Origin of the sequence: Actinomadura mexicana, from assembly GCF_900188105.1 — a bacterium.
Lineage (GTDB): Bacteria > Actinomycetota > Actinomycetes > Streptosporangiales > Streptosporangiaceae > Spirillospora > Spirillospora mexicana.
This window is the reverse complement of record NZ_FZNP01000008.1, coordinates 411,701-434,053: the sequence shown is the minus strand read 5'-3', so window position 1 is coordinate 434,053 and position 22,353 is coordinate 411,701. Positions and strand designations below refer to the sequence as shown.

Here is a 22,353-nt window from a genome sequence, read left to right as displayed (position 1 = left end):
GACCTTGGCCACCCGCCTGACCTTGGCCACCCGCCTGACCTTGGCCACCCGCCTGACCTTGGCCACCCGCCTGACCTTGGCCACCCGCCTGACCTTGGCCACCCGCCTGACCTCGGCCACCCACCTGGCCCTGCAGGGGCGCTCCGACGCCTCCCGGCCCGCCCAGGACGTCAGCGCTGGGCGTGACCTCCCGCTGTGCCCGCCCCGGCCCGGCCGGACGGCCAGGCCGGCAGCGCCCGAACCGGCGGTGTCAGGGGGCGGTCGCGGCTGCGCCTTCGTAGTGCCGGCCGCCGCTCCCGGGACCGGCGGAGCGCCTGTGCCTGGCCCGGTGGTGTCCGGGCGGTGGCGCCGGCTGCTGTGAAGGGTGCCCTCCGCCTCTGACCGGCGCCCCTGCGTTCGGGGCCCGAGTGGGCCCCGACGCCGACCGGGGAGAGGGCGTGCCGCCCGCGCGCCCCCGTGGGCGCGGGCGGGACGTTTTCGGGCCGGCCCGTGCGCGCGGCCCCGCGCACGGGCCGGCGTCCGGTCCCGGCGCCGCGGCGGAGAAGAGCCGCGGCGAACGGGAGACCAGGGGCGCCGGGCGGCGGCCCCGGCGGCCGGCACCGCCGGGGCGCGCCCGGGAGCGCCGCCGTCCTGGGAGTGGGACGGGTGACGGCGGCGGTGGAGCGGCTCGAAGGAAAGTGTTCTAGAGGTTAGAAAACTCTGTCCAGTTGTTTGGGAGAACATCTTGAGATAAGTTCAGGCGGAAATGTCATCATTTCCCGCTTAGTTGGCCCCGCGGCCATTTCCGCGGGGTCTGGGAAGAGGTAGTAATGTCCCTCCCCGTGCCACCGACCCTGGACTCGCTGCTGGAGTGTCCGCCCGGCCTGCTCGACATGACGTTCGACCAGCTGCGGACCCTGCTGGTGGTGCACGAGACGGGGTCGGCGCTGCGGGCGGCCCGGGTGCTGGGGCGCGAGCAGTCGAGCGTCCAGAAGCAGCTCGACACGCTGAACCGCAACAGCCAGGTGCTGTGCGGGGAGGTCCTGACGGTCCGGCAGGGGCGCGGGAAGGACTACCTGTTCACCCCGACCGGGGAGACCACGGTCGAACTGGCGCGGACGACGTTCGAGAAATGGCTGGAGTCCATTCACTGGAGCCGCCGCCGCCTCGGACGCATGCTGACGGTCGGCACCACCGAGTTCACCCTGCCGATCGTCTCCCGGGCCTGGGACCGGGTCTCGGAGGAGTTCCGGCAGCGCGAGGTCGAGTTCAAGGTCGCCCACGTCCGCACCAAGGACCTGTGGTCGCGGCTGGAGACCCGCCAGGTCGACCTCATCTGCGGCAGCATCGTCAGCACCCCCGAGGGCGACCTGCGCCTGGAGGAGTACGAGGTCGTCGAGTACGCCCGGGGCCAGGCGCTGCTGCTCACCAACCTGCCGGAGGGCGAGCTGCCCGACACGCCGGTGCAGACGAGCCGCCTCGGGCGGATCCCGCTGGTGGTGCCGCCCGCCGGACTCGTCGCCGACCTGCTCGCCACCTGGTACGGGGCGAACTTCCGCGAGCGCCTCAACGTCGTCGCCGACATCGACGACGTGCACTACGGGCTGTCGCTGCTGCGGTCGGGGTTCGTGCGCGGCTGCATGATCGTCACCGGCTCGATCGGGCGGGGCATGGCCGCGCAGGAGGACCCCGACGCCGTCCCGCTGCGCACGATCGGGCTCCACGACGACCTGGAGCCCAAGGCCGAGTTCATGACGGGCGCCTTCGTCCGCCGCGCCGACCTCGAACGCTACGACGCGGGCCACCCCCTGAACCGCCTCTGGGACGCGGTCAGGGAGGACGTCCGCACCTACACCCCGCTCGCCTGAGCGGGCCCGCCTCTACTTGATCTGGTTGTCGACCACGTCGAGCGTCGGGCGGGCGCCCAGGTGCTGCATGGCGCGGGCGGCCAGGCGGCAGCCCGCGGTGAGGGCGTCGGCCGGCTGCTTGCCGTCCAGCCACGGCGGGAGGAACCCGGCGACGAACGCGTCGCCGGCGCCGGTGCCGTCGATGATCTTCTCGACGGGCTCCGCCGCGACGGTGACGGGCTCGGGACGGCCGTTGGTGTACCACAGGGCCCCGTCGGCGCCGGTCTTGATCACGACCTGCGGGTACCAGGCGGTCAGGACCTTGGCGGCCTGCTCCGGCGTGTCGCGGCCGGTCAGGATCTCGGCCTCCTTGGCGTTGACGACCAGGAGGCGGGCGCCCTGCGTCCACTCCAGGAAGGGCTCGGCGCCCATCCGCTTGAGCGGGGAGGACGAGCCACCGTCCACGGAGACCGACATCTGCGTCTTGCGGGCGATCTCCAGGGTGTGGATCGCCGCCTTGCGGGATCCCTCGTTGATCAGGGAGTAGCCCGACAGGTGCAGGTGGATGCCCCCGGAGAACAGGTCCTTGCAGCGTTCGATGTCCTCCGGCAGGAGGGCGGCGTTGGCGCCGGGATCCGACAGCATCGTCCGGTCGCCCTTGTGGGTGACCATGACCACACAGGTGCCGGTGGGACGTTCCTGGTCCATGACGAGGCGGGCGTCGACGCCGTAGCCCATCAGCTCCATGTCCCGGTTCCGGCCTGCGATGTCGGAGCCGCGGCGGCCGACGAATGCGGCGTCGGTCCCCTCCACGGCGAGCCATGCGGCCACGTTGGCGCCGGAGCCGCCACCGTGCATCGTCACGGCGGCGGGCGTGTCGCTTCCCTTGGACAGGGGATAAGCGGCACGCGCCACGGTGTCTGTCATAAGATCGCCGACCACGACCACGCGCGTCATGGAGTCATCACCTCGATCAACACGGCCCGCGCGAGCGGCAATTCTTGGGCGTGGGCTCGACCGTAACAGCTTCGGAGCCCGGATAAGGTCTCGAACGCGCAGCGAAACCGAGGAAGCCGGTTTTTTCGTCGCGGGGCCGTGACGCATCCGTGCCTTACCCTCGGGTACGTGACCGAGCGTTATCCGGATCAGTGGGAGGCCGACGTCGTTCTCAGCGACGGCGGGACGGCCCATCTGCGTCCCATCCGGCCCGAGGACGCCGATCTCCTGCGCACGTTCCACGCGCGGCTGTCCCCGGAGTCGATCTACTACCGGTTCTTCTCGCCGCGCCCCCAGCTGTCGGACCGCGACGTCGAGCACTTCACGACCGTCGACTACGACCGGCGTGCCGCGCTGATCGCCACGATCGCGGGGGAGATGGTGGCGGTCGTCCGCTACGACCGGCTCGCCGACCGGCCGGAGACGGCGGAGGTGGCCTTCCTGGTGGAGGACGCGCACCAGGGCCGCGGGCTCGGCGCGGTGCTGCTGGAGCACATCGCGGCGGCGGCACGGGAGCGGGGGGTGCGCCGGTTCGTGGCGAGCGTCCTGCCCGACAACCGCCGGATGACCCGGGTGTTCCGGGAGGCGGGGTACCGGGCGGAGCAGCGCTTCGAGGAGGGCGTGATCGAGCTCGTCCTCGACCTGGAGCCGACCGACACCTCGCTGGAGGTCATGACGGCGCGCGAGCACCGGGCCGAGTCGCGCTCGATCCAGCGGCTGCTGTTCCCGCGGTCGGTGGCGGTGATCGGGGCGAGCCGGGCCGAGCACACCGTCGGCCAGACCGTCCTGCGGAACCTGCTCGCCGGCGACTTCAGCGGGCCCGTGTACCCGGTGCACCCGACGGCGGTCGCGGTGGCCGGGGTCCGCGCGTACGCGTCCGTCCTGGAGATTCCGGACGACGTGGACCTCGCGGTGGTGGCGGTGCGGGCCGACGCCGTCCACGAGGTCGTGGAGGAGTGCGCGGGCAAGGGCGTCCGGGGGCTGGTCGTCGTGTCGTCCGGCTTCGGTGAGGTCGGGGAGGAAGGACGGGCCGCCCAAGAGCAACTGGTGCGGCTGGCACGCGCCTACGGGATGCGGGTCGTCGGCCCCAACTGCCTCGGGATCGCCAACACCGACACCGACGTGCGGCTGAACGCGACCCTGGCGCCGACCATGCCGGGACGGGGCCCGGTGGGGTTCTTCTCCCAGTCCGGCGCGCTGGGCATCGCCATCCTGCAGCGGACGGCCGAACGCGGTCTCGGGCTCTCCACGTTCGTCTCCGCGGGGAACCGGGCGGACGTCTCCGGCAACGACCTGATGCAGTACTGGGAGGAGGACCCGGCGACCAGGGCCGTCCTGCTGTACCTGGAGTCGCTGGGCAACCCCCGCAAGTTCGCGCGGCTGGCGCGCAGGCTGGGCCGCCACAAGCCGATCGTGGCGGTGAAGAGCGGGCGCAGCACGCAGGGCGTCCCGATCGGGCACGCGGCGCGGGCGCTCACCCTGCCCGACCACGCGGTCAGCGCGCTGTTCGAGCAGGCCGGCGTGATCCGGGTGGACGACCTGGCGGAGCTGTTCGACGTGGCGCAGGTGCTGGCCTACCAGCCGCTCCCGGCCGGCGACCGCATCGCGATCATCGACAACTCCAACTCGCTCGGCCTGCTGGCGCAGGACGAGGCCGTCGCGCTCGGCCTGGAGGTCCGGCCCCGCATCGACCTCGGCCCCCGCGCCGACGCCGACGACTACGAGGCCGCCCTCGCCGGGGCGCTGGACGACGACACGGTCGACGCGGTCGTGGCGCTGTTCACGCCCCCGACGATCGGCGGCTACGACGCGCGCGTTCCCGAGAAGATCCTCCGGCTCGCCGCCGAGGGCAGGAAGCCGATCGTGGCGACCTACCTCGGCACCGAGGGCATGCCCGCCGACCTTCGCGTCACCGGCCCGGACGGGATGGCCGCGGAGGGCTCCGTGCCGTCCTACACGGCGCCCGAGGACGCCGTCCGCGCGCTGGCGTACGTGATCCGGTACGCCAGGTGGCGGCGGCGCCCCCCCGGCCGGATGCCGGTGTTCGAGGACGTGGACCGCGCCAAGGCGCGGGAGCTGGTCGCCGCGTGGCTGGGCGACGGCGGCCCCGTCGACGTCGCGCCGGAGCAGGCGGGGGAGCTGCTGGCCTGCTACGGCATCGGGCTCGCCGGCGGGACGGACGGGGTCGCGACCCGCATCGTCGTCCGGGAGGACCGCTCGTTCGGGGCGCTGGTCTCGTTCGGGATCGCCGACGAGACCGCCGAACTGCTGGAGGACCGCGCCTACCGCCTGTCGCCGCTGGCGGACGCGGAGGCGGCGGAGATGATCCGCGCGATCCGCACCGCCCCGCTGCTGCTGGGGCACCGGGGCGCCGACCCGGTGAACCTCGGGGCCCTGGAGGAACTGCTGCTGCGCGCGTCCCGCCTCGGCTACGACCTACCCGAGGTGGCGCGGCTGGAGCTGAGCCCCGTCATGGTGGGCCCGTCCGGGGTCGCGGTGCGGGCGGTGAGGCTCACGCTGGAGCGTCCCCTCGGACCGCGTCCCGAACTGGAGCCGCGCCACCTGTGACCGCTGCACGGAGGCCGGGGCCTGAACAGCGTCCCCGGGCCTCCGGCGCCGCCTGAGCAGCGAAGGCACGACGGTTCACGCGCACGCGTGAACCGTCGTGCCCGGCGTCAGTCCGGGGGCGGGGGAGGGCTGGGCTCCGGCGTCGGCGGGACGGGGTCGGGCGCGGGCCCCGGCGGGATCGGCTCGGGCCCCGGCGCGGGCGGGGACGGGTCGGGCGGCGGTCCGGGCGGCACCGGCTCCGGAGAGGGGCCGGGCGGGACGGGGCCGGGAGGCCGCGGCGCGGGCCCCGGGGCGGGGCCGGGCGGCGGCGAGGGCGGCACCGGGGGCTGCGGGGGCGGTGCCGGGTCGGGCGTGGGCGGCGGTACCGGCGGCGGGGTCGGCAGGGGATGCTCGTCCATACCCACCCTCTACCCCGCACACGGACTCTACCCCGCACAGGACATATGACCGTGTGCCGCGGCGGTCATGTGCGCGTCCGGCCCCGGACAGGGCAGGATGGGGCCATGAGGGAAACCCGAGCGACCGTCAGTGGTCTGCGCACGGCGATCGAGCGCAGCGGTTACTACCCGGCCCTGGTCGCGGACGCGGTCGAGTCGGCCGTCGGGGACGAGCGCGTCGTCGCCTACGTCGTCCACCACGAGGCGACCTTCGACCCCGCGATGGAGGTGCGGCGGCACGTGACCGTTCTCGTGCTGTCGGCGAGCCGGCTGCTGGTGTGCCACACCGACGAGCATCCGCCCGGCGAGGGCATGACGCGGCCGCACGCGTCCACCACCACCGAGGCCGTCAAGCTGGAACGCGTCCAATCGGTCGCGGTGACGCGGGTGGTCCCGGACCCCGCGTCCTACGTTCCCGGGGTGCCGCCCACCGAGGTGGTGCTGACCATCGGCTGGGGGGCCATCGCCCACATCGACCTCGAACCCGCGACGTGCGGCGACGAGAACTGCGAGGCCGACCACGGCTACACCGGCAGCGTCACGGCCGACGACCTGTCGCTGCGGGTCAGCGAGGCCGCCGACGGCGCGGACGCCGTGAGCCAGGTGCTGGCCTTCGCCGAGGAACTGTCCGCCGCGACCGCGCAGTGAGCGGGGCGGCCGCAGGGGGGCGCGGCGGGTCCGCTGGCGGAAGGGGCCCGCACCCCGAACCGCCCGTCCCGCGGTACGGCGAGGCCGCGCTGGCCGACCTGCCGTCCTCCGCGCTGGCCGCGCTGGGCGTCCCGGACGCGCCGAACGTCCTCGGCCTGCCCGCCGTGCCGCGCGTCTGCGTGCTCCTGGTCGACGGTCTCGGCTGGGAGCAGCTGAGGGCCCATCCCGGCGAGGCGCCCTTCCTGAACGCGATGGACGGCGGCCCGATCACGGCCGGGTTCCCTGCGACGACCGTCAGCAGCCTCGGCTCGCTGGCCACCGGCGCCCCGCCCGGCGAGCACGGACTGCTCGGCGTGCAGGTCGCGATCCCCGGCACCGGGCGGCTGCTGAACTGCCTGCGCTGGCGGGACGACACCGTCGAGCCCGAGACGTTCCAGCCGGTCCCGACCGTCTACGGGCGGGCCGCCGCGGCCGGCGTCGAGGTCGCGTACGTGGCGCACCCCCTGTACCGGGGCTCCAGCCTCAGCCGCGCCACCACGCGCGGCGCCGACTACCTGGCGGCGGGCGGCCTCGGCCAGCTCGTCGGCCGCGCCGAGCTGGCCCTACGCCGCGGCGACCGGGCCTACGTCACCGTGTACCACGCCGACCTCGACGCGACCGGCCACCGGTTCGGGGTCGGCTCCGCCGACTGGCGCCACCAGCTGGGGTTCGTCGACATGCTCGCGCAGCGGATCGCTGACGTCCTGCCGCCGGGCTCGTCCCTGCACGTGACCGCCGACCACGGCATGGTCGACCCGGACGAGCGGATCGACGCCGACACCGTTCCCGAGCTGACGGAGGGCGTCGCCCTGCTCGGGGGGGACGCCCGCGCCCGCTATGTCTACAGCGAGCCGGGCGCCCACGCGGACGTGCTCGCCGCCTGGACGGCGACGCTGGGCGACCGGGCGTGGGTCGTCAGCCGCGAGCACGCCGTCGAGGACGGCTGGTTCGGCACGATCGGCCCCGGGATGCTGGAACGGATCGGCGACGTGGTCGCCGTCCCGCACGCCGACCTCGCGATCGTCGCGTCCGAAAGGGAGCCGTGGCTGGGCCGGATGGTCGGCATGCACGGCTCCCTCGTCCCGGCCGAGCAACTGGTGCCGCTGCTCACCGCGTCCCGGCCATGAGACCCGCGGAGTTGGGATGAACCCGGAATCGCCCCTCCCTAATCGGGGCAACGGCGGCCAAACTGGCGATGTGCACCCTCTCATCGAAGTGCCCGCGCTGGACCGGCTGCTCCGACGGCGGGCGAACGTGGTCCTGCTGGACGTCCGATGGCATCTGGCGGGGCCGCCGGGGATCGAGTCCTACCGCAAGGGGCACCTGCCCGGCGCCGTGTTCGTCGACCTCGAACGCGACGTGGCCGGGCCGCCCGGCGCCGGCGGCCGGCACCCCCTGCCGGGCTCCGCCGCCTTCGAGGCGGCGATGCGCCGCGCCGGGGTCTCGGCCGGCAGCCTGGTCGTGGTCTACGACGACGCCGACTCCACGGCCGCCGCCCGGGTGTGGTGGTCGCTTCGCTACTTCGGGCATGACCGCGTCCGCGTCCTGGACGGGGGCTACCGCGCCTGGACGGAGGCCGGTCACGCGGTGAGCACCGCCGAACCCGAGGCCGGGCCGGGCGACTTCGTCGCCGCTCCCGGCCGCCTGCCCGTCCTGGACGCCGAGGGCGCCGCGGAGCTGGCCCGGGCGGGCGTGCTGCTGGACGCCCGCGCCGCCGAGCGCTACCGGGGCGAGCAGGAGCCCGTGGACCCCGTCGCCGGGCACATCCCGGGCGCCCGGAACGCTCCCACCTCCGGCAACGTCGGTGTCGACGGCCGGTTCCTGCCGCCCGAACTGCTGCGCGAGAGGTTCGCGCAGCTCGGCGCCACCGACGCCCTCGACGTCGGCGCCTACTGCGGCTCGGGCGTCACCGGCGCCCACGAGATCCTCGCCCTCCATCTCGCCGGCATCCCCGCCGCCCTCTACGTGGGGTCCTGGTCGAACTGGGTGGCCGACCCCGGCAACCCGGTCGCCACCGGCGACGGCTGACCCGCCACCGGCGACGGCTGACCCGCCACCGGCGTCAGCCGGCGCCCATGGCCAGGAAACCGGTCGTGGCCGGGCCCCGGGTGGTGGCGGCCAACGCCCGCGAGGGGGTCTTCCCGGCCGCCAGCGCCGTGTGGAAGGCGGTCATGAAGGCCGGGGTCGCGTCGTCCCGGACGGGCAGGACGCTGGCGATCACGGTGGCGGTGCCCAGGGCCAGCAGGGCACCGGCCATGCCGAGGACGGCGTCCCCCTCGTCGGCGCGGCCGATGTCGCACGCGGACAGGACGATCAGGTGCGGTGGATCGGCCAGCTCGTCCAGGTCGTGGACCATGAGGGGGCCGTCGGCCAGGCGCAGCCGGGAGAAGAGGGCGTTGCCCTGGTGGAACTCGCCGTGGGCGGCGATGTGGGCGACGGCGGCCCCTTCCAGGGCGTCGCGGACGGGTTCGGCGCGGGCGTCCCGGCCGTCCAGGACGGTGGCGCCGGGGTGGAGGCGGCGGAGGGCGGCGATCTCACGGCCGGCGTGCAGGAGATCGGGACCCGCCACCAGGACGGCGTGCCCGCCGGAGGGGGCGCGCGTCCGGGCGTGGAGCCAGGCTCCGGCGGACGGGACCACCGTGAACGGGCGCTCCGCCAGGGACGGGAGCGCCGCCCAGGGCAGCCCGTGCAGGACCCCCGTCGGGGCGATGACCAGTTCGCGGTCGCCCAGGACGGGGCGCAGCGGGGCGAGCAGGAGGCGGTCGAGGCGTTCGGCCGCGCCCGTGAGTGCGGACGGCGCCGGCGGCCCGCCGTCCTCGGCGAGGCGGCAGGCGGCGAAGCGGAGCAGGCCGGTCTCGCGGCGCGCCTCGTCGCCGGCGCCGAGGCGGTGGCGGCGGGTGCGGCCGCCCGCGACGGTGACGGCGTGCAGCTCGTCGCCGATCGCGATCAGCTCGACGAGGGCGCGGTCGCCGAGCGCGGCGGCGACCGCGGCGGCGATCGAGCCGGCCGCGGCCGGGCGGCCCGGGGAGGCGCCGGACGGGCGGCGGCGCGTCCGCTCGCGGATCTTCGCCTCCAGCGCGGTCAGGTCCGCCTCCCGCGCGGCCGGGTCGGCCCGCGGGACGGGCGGGGTCCCGCCGCGGGCGGTGTCGGCCGTGCGGTCGACGCTGAGGGCGCGCAGCGCGGTCAGCGCCGCGGCGCGCTCGGGATCCTTCGGCGGGCGGACGCGGACCGGCCGCGCGATCGCCCGCCGCCGCTCCTCCACGGCCAGCAGCTCCCGCGCCGACCCCGACAGGCGGAGGCCGAGCTCCGCAAGCTCCGCGGCGAGTCCCGCGGCGCGGGCGCGCAGGTCGAGCGCGTCCAGGACCTCCGCATGCTCCTCGGTCACCTCCAGCCCGGCCCTGACCGCCGCCACCGCGCCCTTGCGGGCGTTCCGGGAGGAGTGTTCGAGGGCTGTCGCGTGCCAGGCGGCGATCCTGCCCGAGGCCGGCCCGCTCGTCCGCCGGACGGAGGCCAGCAGGTGGCCTGCCGGGCGGCCCAGCGACAGCGCCACGCGCGCGGCGACGATACGGGCCTCGTCGGCGGCGTCCGCCCAGCCGCCGCCCTCCAGCCGGTCCGCCGCGGCCGTCGCCGAACGGAGCAGGACGGCGGATCGTTCACCCGACGCCCACCGGGCCTTGAGCAGCACATGCTCGGCGAGAAGCGCCCATCCGGGGCGCTGCTGCTCGGTGAACGTCGTGCGGGCCCGCTCCGCCGCCACCGTGGCATCCTCCGCGTTGCCGTCGGCCAGCTCGGCGTGGGCGAGGAGCAGGTAGCCGTCCGCCGTGTCGCATCGGTACCCGTTCGCCGTGGCCGCGTCCAGGGCGGCGGTGAGGACGGGACGCGCCTCACCCGGCAGGCCGGCCATGATGAGCGTCTCCGCCTGGTCGAACCGGCACTGCGCCAGGCGCTCACCGGTCAGGCCCTGCTCGGCCTCCGCGAAGAGGCGGAGCGCCCGCGGGACGTCCCCACGCCGCGACACCGTGAAAGCCAGGTTCCCCTTCGCCATGGCCGTCTGGTGGCGTAACCCGGCGGCCTCGCCGACGGCGACGGCCTCGGCCAGCGCCTCCTCCGCGCCGTCGTAGTCACCGCGGAACACCCGCGCCAGGCCGAGGTTGGTGAGCAGACCGTTGAGCGCCGCCGGATCCTGCCCTGCACGTAACCGGGGCAATGCCTGCACGGCGACCTCGTGCGCCTCCTCCAGACGCCCGGCCCGTGCCAGAGCGCCCGCCTTGTTCGCGGCCAGACGGTCGGCGTCGGGCCCGCGCAGGACGGTCTCCGCTCGCCGCGCGTGGGCGAGCGCCTCGGTGACGTCACCGCTCGCCGTGAGCAGCCCGACGAGATTCATCCGCACCTGCGCCGCCGCATACGGGTCGGACCCGGAGGCCAGTTCCAGGGCGCGACGGAGGTAGGCGAGCCCTTCCTCCAGCCTTCCCAGCTCCTTGGCGGCCAGACCGGCCACGCGCAGCGGCAGGATCCCGCCGCCGTCCTCCAGCAGCGCGAGCGCCCGCGTGAAGGCGGTCGCGGGATCCTGCGCCGCCATCCGCAGCAGGACGCGCTCGTCCCGCCCGGTCACAGCCGGATCCAGCTCGTGACGATCGAGGTGCCGTCGTCCAGCCGCAGGATCAGGCTCACCAGCCCGGCCGGCACGCGCGGCAGCCAGAACATCCCCGCCGGCTCCGTGCGCGCCGTGATCCCGCCCGGCGGCAGGTCGCGGTGCCGGACCTCGACGAGCGCCGCCGCGGACGGGACGAGCCGCCCGTGGATCTCCCGGAGCCGGCCGTCCGGCGCCACCTCGATCTCGACCGTCGCGTCCGGGCAGGTGAACGTCAGCGTCCGGGCCGGTCCGCCCCGAACCCCCGCCGCGCGGTCGCCCCGGTCGTGCTCCAGCTCCGCCAGCCGCGCGGCCGGCGCCCGCCACGCGATCGACGCGCGGGCCGCCGCGAGGACGGCGGCCGGCACCGGGTCGAGGATCCGGAACGTCTCGCGGACCCCCGCCATCAGCTCGTCGTCGTTCACGGGACGAGCCTCCGCAGCGACTCCAGGCAGCGCGCCCGGGTCGGGCCGACGCTGCCGACGGGGATCCCGAGGGCGGCGGCCAGCTCGGCGTGGCTCGGCGCGAGCGCGAACAGCCGCAGCAGCGTCCGGCAGCGCAGGGGCAGCCTCTCCAGAGCGGCGCCGACCATGCCGAGCCGCTCGCGCGCCGCGACCACCCGCGCGGGGTCGGGCTCCGGCTCGCGCGGCGCCGGCACCGACGGAAGCGTACGGCCGCGCCGGCGCGCCAGCCGCAGGCTCTCGTGGCGCGCCGTCGTGGCCAGCCAGCACGCCGCCGCGGCGGGCTCGCGGATCTCGTCGATCCGCTCCACCAGCCGCAGCCACGTGGTCTGGACGGCGTCGCCCGCGTCGGCGTCGTTCAACCCGTACGAGCGGGCGATCGACCACAGCAGCCCGCTGTGCCGCTCGACCAGCCGGGCCCACGCGTCACCGTCGCCGTCGCGTGCCCGTACCACCAGTTCGTCCGTATCGTCCCTACGGGCCACCGAAGTCTCCTCCCGAGGCCCCCCGCTCCCCTTTCACCCTAAGGCATCGACCGATGACGCGGTGTGCACTTCGGTGCCGAGGCCGGGGAGTACCGGGTGCCGCGCGGGATCGAGCACGCGGTCGGCCGCCTCGGCCGCGCCGACGTCCTCCTCCGCCGCGAGGGCGGCGATCCGCCCCGCCACGACGGGCGTCGCGAACGACGTCCCGCTCCATGTCGCATAGCCGTCGAAACGGTCGGGATCGGCACCGTTCACCGCGGAGCGGGGGCCGTCGAACCGGACGAAGGCACTGGCGACGCCAACGCCCTGCGCGCACGCGTCCACCCACCATCCGTGGTTGGAGAACCAGGCCCGGTCGTCGCCGTCCAGGGCGGCGACGCCGATGACCGGCTTCATCGCGGCGGGCCAGAACGGGCGGTCCGTCGCCGTGTTCCCCGCGCACGCCACGACGACCGTGCGGCGGCCGAGCGCGGCGATCGCCTGGGAGAGGACCGGTGAGGGGCGGTCGTCGTAGGTGTGGCAGCCGAGCGAGATGTTGACGATGTCGGCGCGGCCCCAGGCGGCGAGCCACTCCAGTGCCCGGATCACGTCAAGCTCGTCGCCGATCCCGTGGCCGTCGATGACGCGGCGGGCCCGCAGCGCGGCGGACGGGGCCTGGGACAGCACGACGCCCGCGATGAACGTGCCGTGCCCCGCCTGCGCGTCCAGCGCGAAGTCCAGATCGGCGTCCAGGACCTCGGCCGCCTCGTCGCGCTGCCCGTGGTACCACTCCTCGCCCTCGTACCAGGGGTGCGGCGACAGGCCGGTGTCCAGGATCGCGACCGTCACGTGCCGCCGGACCGGGCCGCCCTCCGGCGCGGGCAGGGGAGGGGCCGGGCGGGGCAGGTCGGCGGGCCCGCTCCACCACATCGGCTGGCCGAGGACGAGGTGGTTCGGCGCCGCGCTCAGCCGGCGGTGCCGCCGGTCCGCGCTCCCGAGGGCGGACGCCAGCTCGCACACGTCGACCTTGGCGGGGGCGCGCAGCCGCAGCCGCGTGACGCCGCCCTCGTCGTGGCGCGAGTCGTACCAGCGCCGCACCAGCGACTCGGCGGCGCCGGCGTCCCGCCCCGCGACCAGGAGCTGGTCCCGGCGGATCAGTGCCGGCCGTCCCGGCAGCGGCTCCACCACGACCGCGTCCGAGTGCCGCGCCAGCACCCGGTCCAGCCGCGCCTGTTGATCGAACATCGAGCATCGCCTCCGCCGAACCGACCCTTTCGCTCATCGTGCCGGAATGATGACGCTCCGTGCCGGGAAACGGGCGGAACGCGGGCCGATGACGGCTCCGTGACGAGTCTCACTCCGCGGCGGGCGCACACCTCTCCTTCCTTCGCAATAGTGGATCTTGCCGGAGGCGCCGGGTGAACGATGTGCATCCTGTGTTCAAGCGTTCAACAAACTGCGAACTCGCGGTGGTGCGACTCCGGCCGATGATGCACAATGAGGGACGCGGACGCCGACTTGGGACGTACGAGGCCGTAGGGGAAGACGAGCCTCGGTACAGATCCAGGAGGTCCGGTGACCGCACGTGGCGTTTTTTACGTCCACTCCGCGCCACCTGCGCTGAGCCCGCACATCGAGTGGGCCGCCGCAGGTGTTCTCGGGGTGCCCGTTTCCCTTGAGTGGGCAGATCAGCCGGCCGCGCCCGGAACGCTGCGCGCCGAGCTGCATTGGGAGGGGAAGCCCGGTACCGCCGCGGGCATCACCTCCGCGCTGCGCAACTGGAAACTGGTGCGGTTCGAGGCCACCGAGGATCCGACGCCCGGAACCGACGGCGTCCGCTTCAGCTTCACCCCGACCCTCGGGGTGTTCACCGGGGTCATCGGCGCCAGCGGCGACATCATGATCCCCGAGGACCGGCTCCGCGCGGTGATGGCGAACGCCGCCGTCGGCAAGACCGCCCTGGAGCAGGAGCTCGACCGGCTGCTCGGCACGCCGTGGGACAACGAGCTGGAGCCCTTCCGCAGGGCCGGCGACGGCGCCCCCGTCCGCTGGCTGCACGCCGCCGTCTGACGGACCGGCCGACGCGGAGCGTGCCCGTCCCGCAACTCGCACGCTCCGCTGCGGTAAGGCGGTCATGCCCGCCGTCGGCCGACCCGGGAGGTGTGGAGGCGCGGACCCCGGGGCAGGCTGGAAAAATGACCGTTCTGACCCGCAATAATGTTCATGACCTGGGACAACGGTCAGAGCAGCCCATGATGTTCGCGCACGGGTTCGGCTGCGACCAGGCGATGTGGCGGCTCACCGCGCCGGCCTTCGAGCCCGACTACCGGGTCATCCTCTTCGACCACGTCGGGATGGGGAACTCGGATCTGGCGGCCTACTCGGCCGAACGGTACGGCGCCCTGGACGCCTACGCCGAGGACGTGCTGGACATCGTCCATGAACTGGACCTGCACGATGTGATCTTCGTCGGGCACTCCGTCAGCGCGATGATCGGGGTGCTGGCGGCCAATCGGGAGCCGCATCGCTTCGCCCGCCTCGTGCTGGTCGGCCCCTCTCCCCGCTACGTCGACGAGGGGGACTACGTCGGCGGGTTCACCGGCGCCGACATCGCCGAGCTCCTGGAGTCGCTGGAGAGCAACTACCTCGGCTGGTCCAGCCAGATGGCGCCGCTGATCATGGGGAATCCGGAACGGCCCGAGCTGGGCCGGGAGCTGACCAATGCCTTCTGCCGTACCGACCCCGACATCGCGCGGCAGTTCGCACGCGTGACCTTCCTGTCCGACAACCGGGCCGACCTGCCCGGGCTGAGCGTCCCGGCACTTCTCCTGCAGTGCTCGGAGGACATCATCGCCCCGGAGGCGGTGGGGGACTACGTGCACCGCTCCATCCCCGGAAGCGAGCTGGTGCGGCTGCGGGCGACCGGGCACTGCCCCATCCTGAGCGCGCCCGAGGAGACGATCGCGGCGATCAGGACCTTTCTGGAGAAGGGCCCGGGTGGCCCCGATGTCCGGCACGGATGACGAACTCGCCCGCCTGCGGGACCTCTACGAGCACGCGCCGTGCGGCTACCTGTCTTTGCGTCCTCCCGGCACGATCACCAGGGTCAACCGGACGTTCCTGGACTGGACGGGCTACCGCGCCGAAGAGCTGCTGGACGGCACGCGCTTCCAGGGGCTGCTCCCCGTCGGGGACCGGATCTACTACGAGACGCACGTCCAGCCGCTGCTGACCATGCAGGGCGAGGTCCGCGAGATCGCGGTCGACCTGAGGTGCGCCGACGGCGAGCGGCTGCCCGTGCTGGTCAACTCGACGCTGCGCCCGGAGGAGCCGGGCGGGCCCGCCGCGGTCCGGGTCTGCGTCTTCCGCGCCACCGACCGCCGGGAGTACGAGCGGGAGCTCCTGCACGCCCATCGGCGCGCGCGGGAGTCGGAGGCGCGCGCCCGGCAGCTCGCCGAGACCCTCCAGAGCAGCTTCATCCCACCCGCGCTGCCGTCCGTGCCCGGCCTGGAGGTGGGCGGCGCCTACCGCCCGGCCGGGGCCGGCGACGAGGTGGGAGGGGACTTCTACGACCTGTTCGAGATCTCTCCCGCCCGGTGGGGGCTGGTGCTGGGGGACGTGCGCGGCAAGGGGGTCGGGGCCGCGGTGGTGACGAGCCTGGCGCGGTACACGGTGCGGGCGGTCGCCACGGAGGCCGAGTCGCCCGCCGACGTCCTCCGGAAGCTGAACTCGTCCCTGCTGAGCCATGGCGCGGAACGGTTCTGTACCGCCGTCTTCGCCGGCATCGAGTGCGGCCCCGGCGGCGGGCCGCTTCTGACCGTCTCGCTCGGCGGGCATCCCGCACCGCTTCTGGCCACCCCCGCCGGTGAGGTGCGGACCATCGGCCGCCCCGGCGACCTGCTCGGCCTGCTCGACGACGTGGTGCTGGCCGACGAGGCCGTGGAGCTGCGGTCCGGCGACGCCGTCCTCTTCTTCACCGACGGCGTCAGCGAGGCGCGCCGCGGCCGGGAGTTCTTCGGTGAGGACCGGCTCGCCGGCCTGCTGTCCGACGTGCGCGCCCTCGACGCCGAGGCCATCACCGGCCGCATCGTCGACCGCGTCCTCGGTTTCCAGTACGGCGTGCCGCGCGACGACATCGCGCTCGTCACCCTCAGGGTCCCGTGACGGGACGGGCGCGCACGCGCGGGGGACCTGCGCACGCGCGAACGGCCCGGCGGGGGGGAACCCGGCCGGGCCGCTGCACGAGGACGGTCAGAGAGCGCGCTGGAAGGCGACCGACACGTTGTGGCCGCCGAATCCGAACGAGTTGTTGAGCGCCGCGGCCGGGCCGTCCGGGAGCTTGCGCGGCTCGTCCCGCGCGATGTCGAGGTCGACCTCGTCGTCGAGGTCCTCCAGGTTGGCCACGAACGGGACGAGGCCCTCCTTGAGCGCGAGGACCGTGAAGATCGACTCAAGGGCGCCGGCGCCGCCGAGCAGGTGCCCGGTCATCGACTTGGTCGCGGTGACGACCACCTGGCGCGCGGCCTCCTCGCCGAGCCCCGCCTTGATGGAGGCGAGCTCCGCGACGTCGCCGGCGGGTGTGGAGGTCGCGTGCGCGTTGATGTGGACGAGGTCGCCGGGTTCCAGTCCCGCGTCCTTGAGGGCCCGCTGCATCGCCTTGGCCTGACCGGCGCCGGACGGGTCGGGCAGCACGATGTCGTAGGCGTCGCCGGAGTAGCCGCAGCCGGCCGCGATGCCGTGGATGTTCGCCCCCCGCGCGCGGGCGTGCTCCTCCGATTCGAGGATCATCACGGCGGCGCCCTCGCCGAGCACGAAGCCGTCGCGGTTCTTGTCGTAGGGCCGGGACGCGCGCGCCGGCTCCTCGTTGCGGGTCGACATCGCCCGCATCGCCCCGAACGAGGCCATCTGCAGGGGGTGTATGCACGACTCGGTGCCACCGCAGATCACCACGTCGGCGCGGCCCGCGCGGATCATGTCGATGGCGTACCCGACGGCCTCGCCGCTGGACGCGCAGGCGCTGACCAGGGCGTGCGAGCCCGCCATCGCGCCGAACTCGATGCCGACGTGCCCGGAGGCGCCGTTCGGCATCAGCATCGGGACGGTGAAGGGCGAGACCCGCGACCAGCCCTTCTCGCGGAAGACGTCGTAGCTGTTGAGGGCGGTGTGCAGGCCGCCGATGCCGCTGGACAGCACCACGCCGAGGCGCTCCCCGTCGACGGTGAAGCCGCCGTCGACGCCGGCGCGGTCCATGCCCTTCTGGGGCTTGCCCCCCGTCGCCGCGGCGAACCCGGCGGACGTCCACGCCTCGCGCGCGGCGATCAGGGCGATCGCCTGGTTGCGGTCGAGCCGGCGCAGGTTCTGCTTCGGCATCACCTCGGACGGGTCGACCTTCAACGTCGCGGCGAACCGGACCGGCAGATCCTCGACCCCCTCCCAGTCCAGCTTGCGGATACCGGACTCGCCGGCGAGCAGGGCGGACCAGGTCGACGGCATGTCGCCGCCGAGTGGGGTCGTTGCACCGAGACCGGTCACCACGACCCTGGTCTGGCTCTTGCTCATAGTGCGTGCTCCTTGCGGACTGTGAGGGGAGGAGGAAGGGCGCGCCGCCTCCCGGGTGGCGGCGCGCCCTCCCGCGGCTCAGCTCTGCAGGTTCTGGACGAAGTTGATGACGTCCTTGACCGTCTTCAGGTTGCGCAGCTCGTCGTCGGGGATCTCGACGCCGAACTTGTCCTGGGCGGCCACCGCGATCTCCACCATCGACAGCGAGTCGATGTCGAGGTCGTCGATGAAGTTCTTCTCCGGGGTCACCTCGGACTTGTCGATGCCGACGATCTCATCGATGATCTCGGCGAGGCCGTCCAGAATCTCCTGTTCGGTGGCGACTTTCATGTTCCTGGGTTCTCCTTCGGTGGGTTGGTCCAGAGCCTGCGAGCAGGCGTGACGGCCTACGGGATCTGGATGACTTGGGCAGCGTAGGACAGCCCGGCACCGAATCCGACCAGCAGGGCCGGGGCACCGGACGGCACGTCGCCGCGCTCGATCATTCGGGACAGCGCCAGCGGGATCGAGGCGCCCGAGGTGTTGCCGGACTGCTTGATGTCGTCGGCCACGACGGCGTTGGACGCCTTCACCTTGCGGGCGATGGCCTCGATGATCCGCAGGTTGGCCTGGTGCGGGACGACCGCGGCCAGCTCTTCGGGCTTGATCCCGGCCCGCTCGCACGCCTGGATCGCGATCGGCGCGATGGCGGTGGTGGCCCAGCGGAACACCGCCTGCCCCTCCTGCCGGATGAACGAGTTGCGGTCATCGATGATGATCTTGTCGTACTTGTCGCCGGCGCTGCCCCACACGACGGGGCCGATGCCGGGGGTCTCGCTGGCCGTGACGACCGCCGCGCCCGCACCGTCGGCGAAGATGATGCAGGTGGAGCGGTCGGTCCAGTCGATCCACTGGGACATCTTCTCGGCGCCGATGACCAGCGCGTTGCGGGCGCTGCCGGCCCGGACGGCGGCGCTGGCGGTGGCGAGCGCGTAGCAGAAGCCGGCGCAGGCGGCGTTGAGGTCGAACGCGCCGGGCGCCTCGATGCCGAGGCGGTGCGCGATCTGCGCGGCGTGGCCCGGCATCGGCGTCTCCGCGGAGCAGGTCGCGAGGATCACCAGGTCGATGTCGGAGGGGGCGAGGCCGCTGCCCGCCAGCGCCTTGCCGGCGGCGTGCGCGCCGAGCTCGACGATGCCCTCGTCGTCGCCGGCGATGCGCCGCTCGGTGATCCCGACGCGGCTGCGGATCCACTCGTCGTTGGTGTCGACGGTCCGCGCGAGGTCGTCGTTGGTGACGATGCGGGCGGGGCGGTAGTCGCCGAAGGCCAGGATGCGGGCGCCGGGCGCCGCCTCGGGGATGGTGAGCGCGGTGGTCATGACGCGTCCGCCTCGATCAGCTCGCGGGCCTTGTCCAGATCGGCGGGGGTCTTGAGGGCGACCAGCTCGATGCCCTTCAGCTCGCGCCGGGCCAGGCCGGTGAGCGTCCCGGCGGGCGGCAGCTCGATGATCCCGGTGACGCCGAGCTCGCGCATGGTCGCCATGCACGCGTCCCAGCGGACGGGGGCGCTGACCTGCTCGACGAGCCGGGCGACGAAGTCGCGGCCGCTCTCGACGACGGCGCCGTCGCGGTTCTGGAGCAGCTTCGAGCGCGGGTCGGCGACGGGCACGCCGGCCGCGAGGCGGCGCAGGACGCCGACGGCGGGCTCCATGTGCTCGGTGTGGAAGGCCCCCGCGACCGACAGCGGCCGCAGGCGCGCCTTGGGGGGCGGCTCGTCGGCGAACTTCGCGAGCCGCTCGGTCGTCCCGGCGGCGACGATCTGGCCTGCGCCGTTGACGTTGGCGGGGGTGAGGCCGTGCTTGTCGATCGCGGCGAGCACCTCGTCGGCCTCGCCGCCGAGCACGGCCGTCATGCCGGTCTCGGTGACGGCGGCGGCCTCGGCCATCGCCCGGCCCCGCTCCCGGACCAGGACCAGCGCGGCCTCGGGGCTCAGCACCCCGGCGATCGCGGCGGCGGCGAGCTCGCCGACGCTGTGGCCGGCGACGGCGTCCGGCCCGGTCCTCCCGCCCGGGGCGCCGTCGTAGAGGGACTCGGACGCGGCGATCGCGGCGGCGACCAGCAGCGGCTGCGCGACCGCGGTGTCACGGATCTCCTCGGCGTCCGCGGACGTCCCGTACCGGACCAGGTCCAGACCCGTGACCGCCGACCACCAGGCGAACCGGTCGGCGACACCGGGTTTCTCTAGCCATGGCTGCAGGAAGCCGGGGGTCTGGGCGCCCTGGCCGGGCGATGCGAGGAGAATCACAGCGTCCAGCCTGCCTGCAAGTGCCCGCGCCCACGATGCCGATCACGACGAAGTTTGGTCTTGGCGGTTTGTACGACCCCTACAAGAAACCCTGGTGGGCGCCTGTAGCCCCGGCTGGGACCCTCGGTGCGACGCTCCTCACTGCCCGCCGTCCTGACTACCCGGTCGTCCTGGCGGCGCGGGAGTGGAATCGGCCGAGGACCAGGGCGATCCGGAGGGTGAAGGCGTTGCGGCCGTCGGTGGGGGCCAGGCCGGTCAGCTCCGCGACGCGGCGGAGCCGGTAGCGGACGGTGTTGGGGTGGACGAACAGGAGCCGGGCGGTGGCCTCCAGGGACGAGCCCTGTTCGAGGTAGGTGGTGAGCGTGTCCAGGAGCGGGGCGCCGGCGGCGAGCATCGGGTTGTAGACACTCTCCACCAGGTAGCGGCGCGCCTCGTCGTCGCCGTCGAGGGCGCGCTCGGGGAGGAGCTCGGCGGCGGGGACGGGACGGGGCGCGTCCGGCCAGCCGGCGGCGGCGCGCAGGCCGGCGACGGCGGCGCGGGCGGACATCGTGGACTCGTAGAGGTCGGCGACCTGCGGGCCGACGACGACCGGGCCGGGCCCGCACTTGGCGGCGATCGGGCGGGCGGCCTCCATGGGGTCGGTGTCGCCGCCCACGATGACGATGACCCGGTGCCCCTGGACGCCGGCCAGCACGTCGGCGCGGGCGCGGCGCGCGGCCAGCTGCATCTGGTCGATGGTGACCTCGGGCTCCTCGTCCTCCGGGGTGAAGCCGGCGATGACGGTGACGGGCTTGGACGTCCAGCCGAGCGCGGCGGCCCAGGAGTGCATGCCGTCGTCGACCTCGTCGCGCAGCACGGCGTTGACGACGAGGGCCTCCAGGCGGGCGTCCCAGGCGGCGCGCGTCTCGGCGGCGCGGGCGTAGACCTGGGCGGCGCCGAACGCCACGTCCCGGGTGTAGCGCAGGATGGCCTCGCGCAGCTGGGACTCGCCGCCGGGCGCGGCCAGTTCGTCCAGCCGCGTCTCCACCACGTCGATGATGACGCGGATCATGTCGATGGTGTGCTGGAGCTTGATGGAGCGCAGCAGCTCGCGGGGCGCGGTGCCGAACACCTCGCCGGCGATGGCCGGGCGGCTCCGCTCGTTGCTCTTGAACCACTCCACGAACGCGGCGATGCCGGCCTGCGCCACGAGGCCGATCCAGGAGCGCTGGTCGGCGGGCATGCGCCGGAACCAGGGGAGCTGCTCCTCCATGCTGGTCAGCGCCGCGGTGCCGAAGGTCCCCATCGCCTTCTCCAGGCGCTGGGTGGTCTGCTCGCGGATCTCGGCCTCGTTCGCGGTGTTCACCTTCCCAGGGTGCCACCACACCTGCGGTGTCCTTGCCGGAAGCGCGTAAACGGGCTCAGTCGGGGGTCACCGCGGAGACACGTCCGAGCGCGATGTCGGTGAGGTTGCGCAGTGGCGCGGAGCCGGGGGCGAGGTAGTCGCTGTGGCCTCCGTGTCCGGCGTCGAAGACCCGGGCGCCGAACCCGGTGGAGACCGGGTCGGGACCGAGCCCGAGCCCGAGGAACCGCACGTGCGGGACGTCCTCCATCCAGTCGGTCGAGCCCCGTCCCGCCCAGACGCGGGCCGACCCGCTCAGCCTGGACGCCGACCAGGCGGTCGTCCCCGGGCTGCCGTAGAGGGCGATGTCGGTGACCTGCCTCCAGGCGGCGCTCTTGGAACCGCCCAAGGCGGCCCGGCCGCAGACCACCGAGCCGTAGCTGTGGCAGAGCAGGCCCACGCGCGCGCCCGGGTTGACCTGGTGGACGCCCTTCATGAACGTGCGGAGCCGGACGGCGCCCTCAGCGGCCCGCTCGGCGGTGAGGACGTCGCCGCTGAACGTCTTGGGCGCCGCGTAGCCGAGCCAGGCGACGACCGCCAGGCCGGGCTCGGGCGACAGCGAGCGGGCCTGCCGGTAGACGGCGCGCGCGCCCCCGCCCGGCGTCGACCAGGGTTTGCCGCCCCGCTTGTCGAACGCGGCGAGCGTGGTGTCCGCGCCGGGGACGAGCACCGCGATGCGCCGTGCCCGGGCGAGGTCGCCGATGACCTCGATGGCCCGCCCGCGGCCGCGCGGGTCGAAGTAGAGGAAGCGGCGTCCGGGCTGGAGGAAGGCGCCGAGCGCCCTGCGCCGGTCGGTGTCGCCGACCTTCTCCGCCGTCCTGAGGGCCGCTTCGATGGAGCGCCGCTCGGCGGCGTACCGGACGTCCAGCGTCGACGGCGCCATCCTGGGAACCGCGACGGGCGCCGCGTACGGGTCGGCGTGGCCCGTTCCGGCGGTCGTCATCATCACCGCCCCGATGGACGCGGCGGCGGCGGTGGCCCGCCGGAGGCGGCGGGCCCGCCGTCGCGCGGGACGCGGCGAGGTCGTCGTGAGGTGCGGCGGCATCGTCGCCTTTCTACCATC

General features: G+C 74.2%; 20 protein-coding genes. 8 read left to right on the top strand and 12 right to left on the bottom strand.

Features of this window, described 5'->3' with window-relative positions:
* Positions 1 to 821: 821 nt before the first annotated feature.
* A complete protein-coding gene (locus CHC11_RS22905; protein WP_218826205.1) occupies positions 822 to 1,847 on the top strand; it encodes a LysR family transcriptional regulator in 1,026 nt (341 codons plus the stop codon).
* 12 nt (positions 1,848 to 1,859) lie between these two features.
* On the opposite strand, the gene CHC11_RS22900 is transcribed toward CHC11_RS22905, so the two are convergent.
* On the bottom strand, positions 1,860 to 2,783 hold the full coding sequence (locus tag CHC11_RS22900) for a carbohydrate kinase family protein (RefSeq protein ID WP_089313801.1): 924 nt from the start codon (positions 2,781 to 2,783) through the stop codon (positions 1,860 to 1,862).
* A gap of 168 nt (positions 2,784 to 2,951) precedes the next feature.
* On the opposite strand from CHC11_RS22900, the gene CHC11_RS22895 reads away from it, so the two are divergent.
* Positions 2,952 to 5,390 (top strand): bifunctional acetate--CoA ligase family protein/GNAT family N-acetyltransferase, encoded by a 2,439-nt coding sequence (locus tag CHC11_RS22895; RefSeq protein ID WP_089313859.1) that lies wholly within the window; start codon positions 2,952 to 2,954, stop codon positions 5,388 to 5,390.
* A 107-nt stretch (positions 5,391 to 5,497) separates the two neighbouring features.
* On the opposite strand, the gene CHC11_RS22890 is transcribed toward CHC11_RS22895, so the two are convergent.
* Positions 5,498 to 5,788 (bottom strand): hypothetical protein, encoded by a 291-nt coding sequence (locus CHC11_RS22890; protein ID WP_089313800.1) that lies wholly within the window; start codon positions 5,786 to 5,788, stop codon positions 5,498 to 5,500.
* A 105-nt stretch (positions 5,789 to 5,893) separates the two neighbouring features.
* On the opposite strand from CHC11_RS22890, the gene CHC11_RS42155 reads away from it, so the two are divergent.
* From CHC11_RS42155 to CHC11_RS22880, 3 genes are all read left to right on the top strand, one after another.
* Positions 5,894 to 6,475, top strand: a complete 582-nt coding sequence (locus CHC11_RS42155; RefSeq protein ID WP_218826204.1) for a DUF5998 family protein — start codon at positions 5,894 to 5,896, stop codon at positions 6,473 to 6,475.
* Positions 6,472 to 7,641, top strand: a complete 1,170-nt coding sequence (locus CHC11_RS22885; protein ID WP_218826203.1) for an alkaline phosphatase family protein — start codon at positions 6,472 to 6,474, stop codon at positions 7,639 to 7,641. Before CHC11_RS42155 ends, CHC11_RS22885 begins: the two co-directional genes overlap by 4 nt.
* 70 nt (positions 7,642 to 7,711) lie before the next feature.
* On the top strand, positions 7,712 to 8,542 hold the full coding sequence (locus CHC11_RS22880; RefSeq protein WP_245919605.1) for a sulfurtransferase: 831 nt from the start codon (positions 7,712 to 7,714) through the stop codon (positions 8,540 to 8,542).
* A 34-nt stretch (positions 8,543 to 8,576) separates the two neighbouring features.
* Here CHC11_RS22880 and CHC11_RS22875 read toward each other — a convergent pair whose 3' ends face one another.
* From CHC11_RS22875 to CHC11_RS22860, 4 genes are read right to left on the bottom strand one after another with little or no spacing between them, the layout of a single operon-like run.
* Positions 8,577 to 11,126: a CHAT domain-containing protein gene (locus CHC11_RS22875; protein ID WP_245919603.1), complete on the bottom strand. Its 2,550-nt coding sequence runs from the start codon at positions 11,124 to 11,126 to the stop codon at positions 8,577 to 8,579.
* Positions 11,123 to 11,569: a hypothetical protein gene (locus tag CHC11_RS22870; protein ID WP_089313797.1), complete on the bottom strand. Its 447-nt coding sequence runs from the start codon at positions 11,567 to 11,569 to the stop codon at positions 11,123 to 11,125. The genes CHC11_RS22875 and CHC11_RS22870 overlap by 4 nt, the downstream gene beginning before the upstream one ends.
* Positions 11,566 to 12,090 carry an RNA polymerase sigma factor gene (locus CHC11_RS22865; protein WP_218826202.1) on the bottom strand — a complete coding sequence of 175 codons (525 nt, stop codon included), beginning with the start codon at positions 12,088 to 12,090 and terminating at the stop codon, positions 11,566 to 11,568. Before CHC11_RS22865 ends, CHC11_RS22870 begins: the two co-directional genes overlap by 4 nt.
* Positions 12,091 to 12,123: 33 nt before the next feature.
* On the bottom strand, positions 12,124 to 13,314 hold the full coding sequence (locus CHC11_RS22860; protein WP_089313796.1) for a S8 family peptidase: 1,191 nt from the start codon (positions 13,312 to 13,314) through the stop codon (positions 12,124 to 12,126).
* Positions 13,315 to 13,644: 330 nt separating this feature from the next.
* Between CHC11_RS22860 and CHC11_RS22855 the strand changes: the two genes are divergently transcribed.
* From CHC11_RS22855 to CHC11_RS22845, 3 genes are all read left to right on the top strand, one after another.
* Positions 13,645 to 14,139, top strand: coding sequence for a DUF3145 domain-containing protein (locus CHC11_RS22855; RefSeq protein WP_089313795.1), 495 nt, complete (start codon positions 13,645 to 13,647; stop codon positions 14,137 to 14,139).
* Positions 14,140 to 14,321: 182 nt separating this feature from the next.
* The gene (locus CHC11_RS22850; RefSeq protein ID WP_281258361.1) at positions 14,322 to 15,092 is read left to right on the top strand and encodes an alpha/beta fold hydrolase; all 771 of its coding nucleotides are present in this window, start codon (positions 14,322 to 14,324) and stop codon (positions 15,090 to 15,092) included.
* On the top strand, positions 15,076 to 16,233 hold the full coding sequence (locus CHC11_RS22845) for a SpoIIE family protein phosphatase (RefSeq protein ID WP_143227202.1): 1,158 nt from the start codon (positions 15,076 to 15,078) through the stop codon (positions 16,231 to 16,233). Before CHC11_RS22850 ends, CHC11_RS22845 begins: the two co-directional genes overlap by 17 nt.
* Before the next feature lie 87 nt (positions 16,234 to 16,320).
* Here the strand turns inward: CHC11_RS22845 and CHC11_RS22840 are convergent, their stop codons facing one another.
* From CHC11_RS22840 to CHC11_RS22815, 6 genes are all read right to left on the bottom strand, one after another.
* Positions 16,321 to 17,628 carry a beta-ketoacyl-[acyl-carrier-protein] synthase family protein gene (locus CHC11_RS22840; protein WP_089313792.1) on the bottom strand — a complete coding sequence of 436 codons (1,308 nt, stop codon included), beginning with the start codon at positions 17,626 to 17,628 and terminating at the stop codon, positions 16,321 to 16,323.
* Between the two features lie 78 nt (positions 17,629 to 17,706).
* Positions 17,707 to 17,958 (bottom strand): acyl carrier protein, encoded by a 252-nt coding sequence (locus CHC11_RS22835; protein ID WP_089313791.1) that lies wholly within the window; start codon positions 17,956 to 17,958, stop codon positions 17,707 to 17,709.
* A 56-nt stretch (positions 17,959 to 18,014) separates the two neighbouring features.
* Positions 18,015 to 18,983, bottom strand: coding sequence for a beta-ketoacyl-ACP synthase III (locus CHC11_RS22830; RefSeq protein WP_089313790.1), 969 nt, complete (start codon positions 18,981 to 18,983; stop codon positions 18,015 to 18,017).
* Entirely contained in the window at positions 18,980 to 19,909 is a 930-nt protein-coding gene (locus CHC11_RS22825) for an ACP S-malonyltransferase (protein ID WP_089313789.1), read from the bottom strand. The genes CHC11_RS22830 and CHC11_RS22825 overlap by 4 nt, the downstream gene beginning before the upstream one ends.
* Positions 19,910 to 20,066: 157 nt before the next feature.
* Positions 20,067 to 21,194, bottom strand: a complete 1,128-nt coding sequence (locus CHC11_RS22820) for a PucR family transcriptional regulator (RefSeq protein WP_425427339.1) — start codon at positions 21,192 to 21,194, stop codon at positions 20,067 to 20,069.
* Between the two features lie 115 nt (positions 21,195 to 21,309).
* The gene (locus CHC11_RS22815; RefSeq protein WP_089313787.1) at positions 21,310 to 22,335 is read right to left on the bottom strand and encodes an alpha/beta hydrolase; all 1,026 of its coding nucleotides are present in this window, start codon (positions 22,333 to 22,335) and stop codon (positions 21,310 to 21,312) included.
* Positions 22,336 to 22,353 lie beyond the last annotated feature (18 nt).

What these genes read in the sequence shown, in the direction of transcription:
- CHC11_RS22900 (WP_089313801.1), bottom strand. Translation starts at nt 2,783, where the DNA reads ATGACGCGCGTGGTCGTGGTCGGCGATCTTATGACAGACACCGTGGCG.
- CHC11_RS22890 (WP_089313800.1), bottom strand. Translation starts at nt 5,788, where the DNA reads ATGGACGAGCATCCCCTGCCGACCCCGCCGCCGGTACCGCCGCCCACG.
- CHC11_RS42155 (WP_218826204.1), top strand. Translation starts at nt 5,894, where the DNA reads ATGAGGGAAACCCGAGCGACCGTCAGTGGTCTGCGCACGGCGATCGAG.
- CHC11_RS22860 (WP_089313796.1), bottom strand. Translation starts at nt 13,314, where the DNA reads ATGTTCGATCAACAGGCGCGGCTGGACCGGGTGCTGGCGCGGCACTCG.
- CHC11_RS22850 (WP_281258361.1), top strand. Translation starts at nt 14,322, where the DNA reads ATGATGTTCGCGCACGGGTTCGGCTGCGACCAGGCGATGTGGCGGCTC.
- CHC11_RS22845 (WP_143227202.1), top strand. Translation starts at nt 15,076, where the DNA reads ATGTCCGGCACGGATGACGAACTCGCCCGCCTGCGGGACCTCTACGAG.
- CHC11_RS22840 (WP_089313792.1), bottom strand. Translation starts at nt 17,628, where the DNA reads ATGAGCAAGAGCCAGACCAGGGTCGTGGTGACCGGTCTCGGTGCAACG.
- CHC11_RS22835 (WP_089313791.1), bottom strand. Translation starts at nt 17,958, where the DNA reads ATGAAAGTCGCCACCGAACAGGAGATTCTGGACGGCCTCGCCGAGATC.
- CHC11_RS22830 (WP_089313790.1), bottom strand. Translation starts at nt 18,983, where the DNA reads ATGACCACCGCGCTCACCATCCCCGAGGCGGCGCCCGGCGCCCGCATC.
- CHC11_RS22820 (WP_425427339.1), bottom strand. Translation starts at nt 21,194, where the DNA reads ATGGGGACCTTCGGCACCGCGGCGCTGACCAGCATGGAGGAGCAGCTC.
- CHC11_RS22815 (WP_089313787.1), bottom strand. Translation starts at nt 22,335, where the DNA reads ATGCCGCCGCACCTCACGACGACCTCGCCGCGTCCCGCGCGACGGCGG.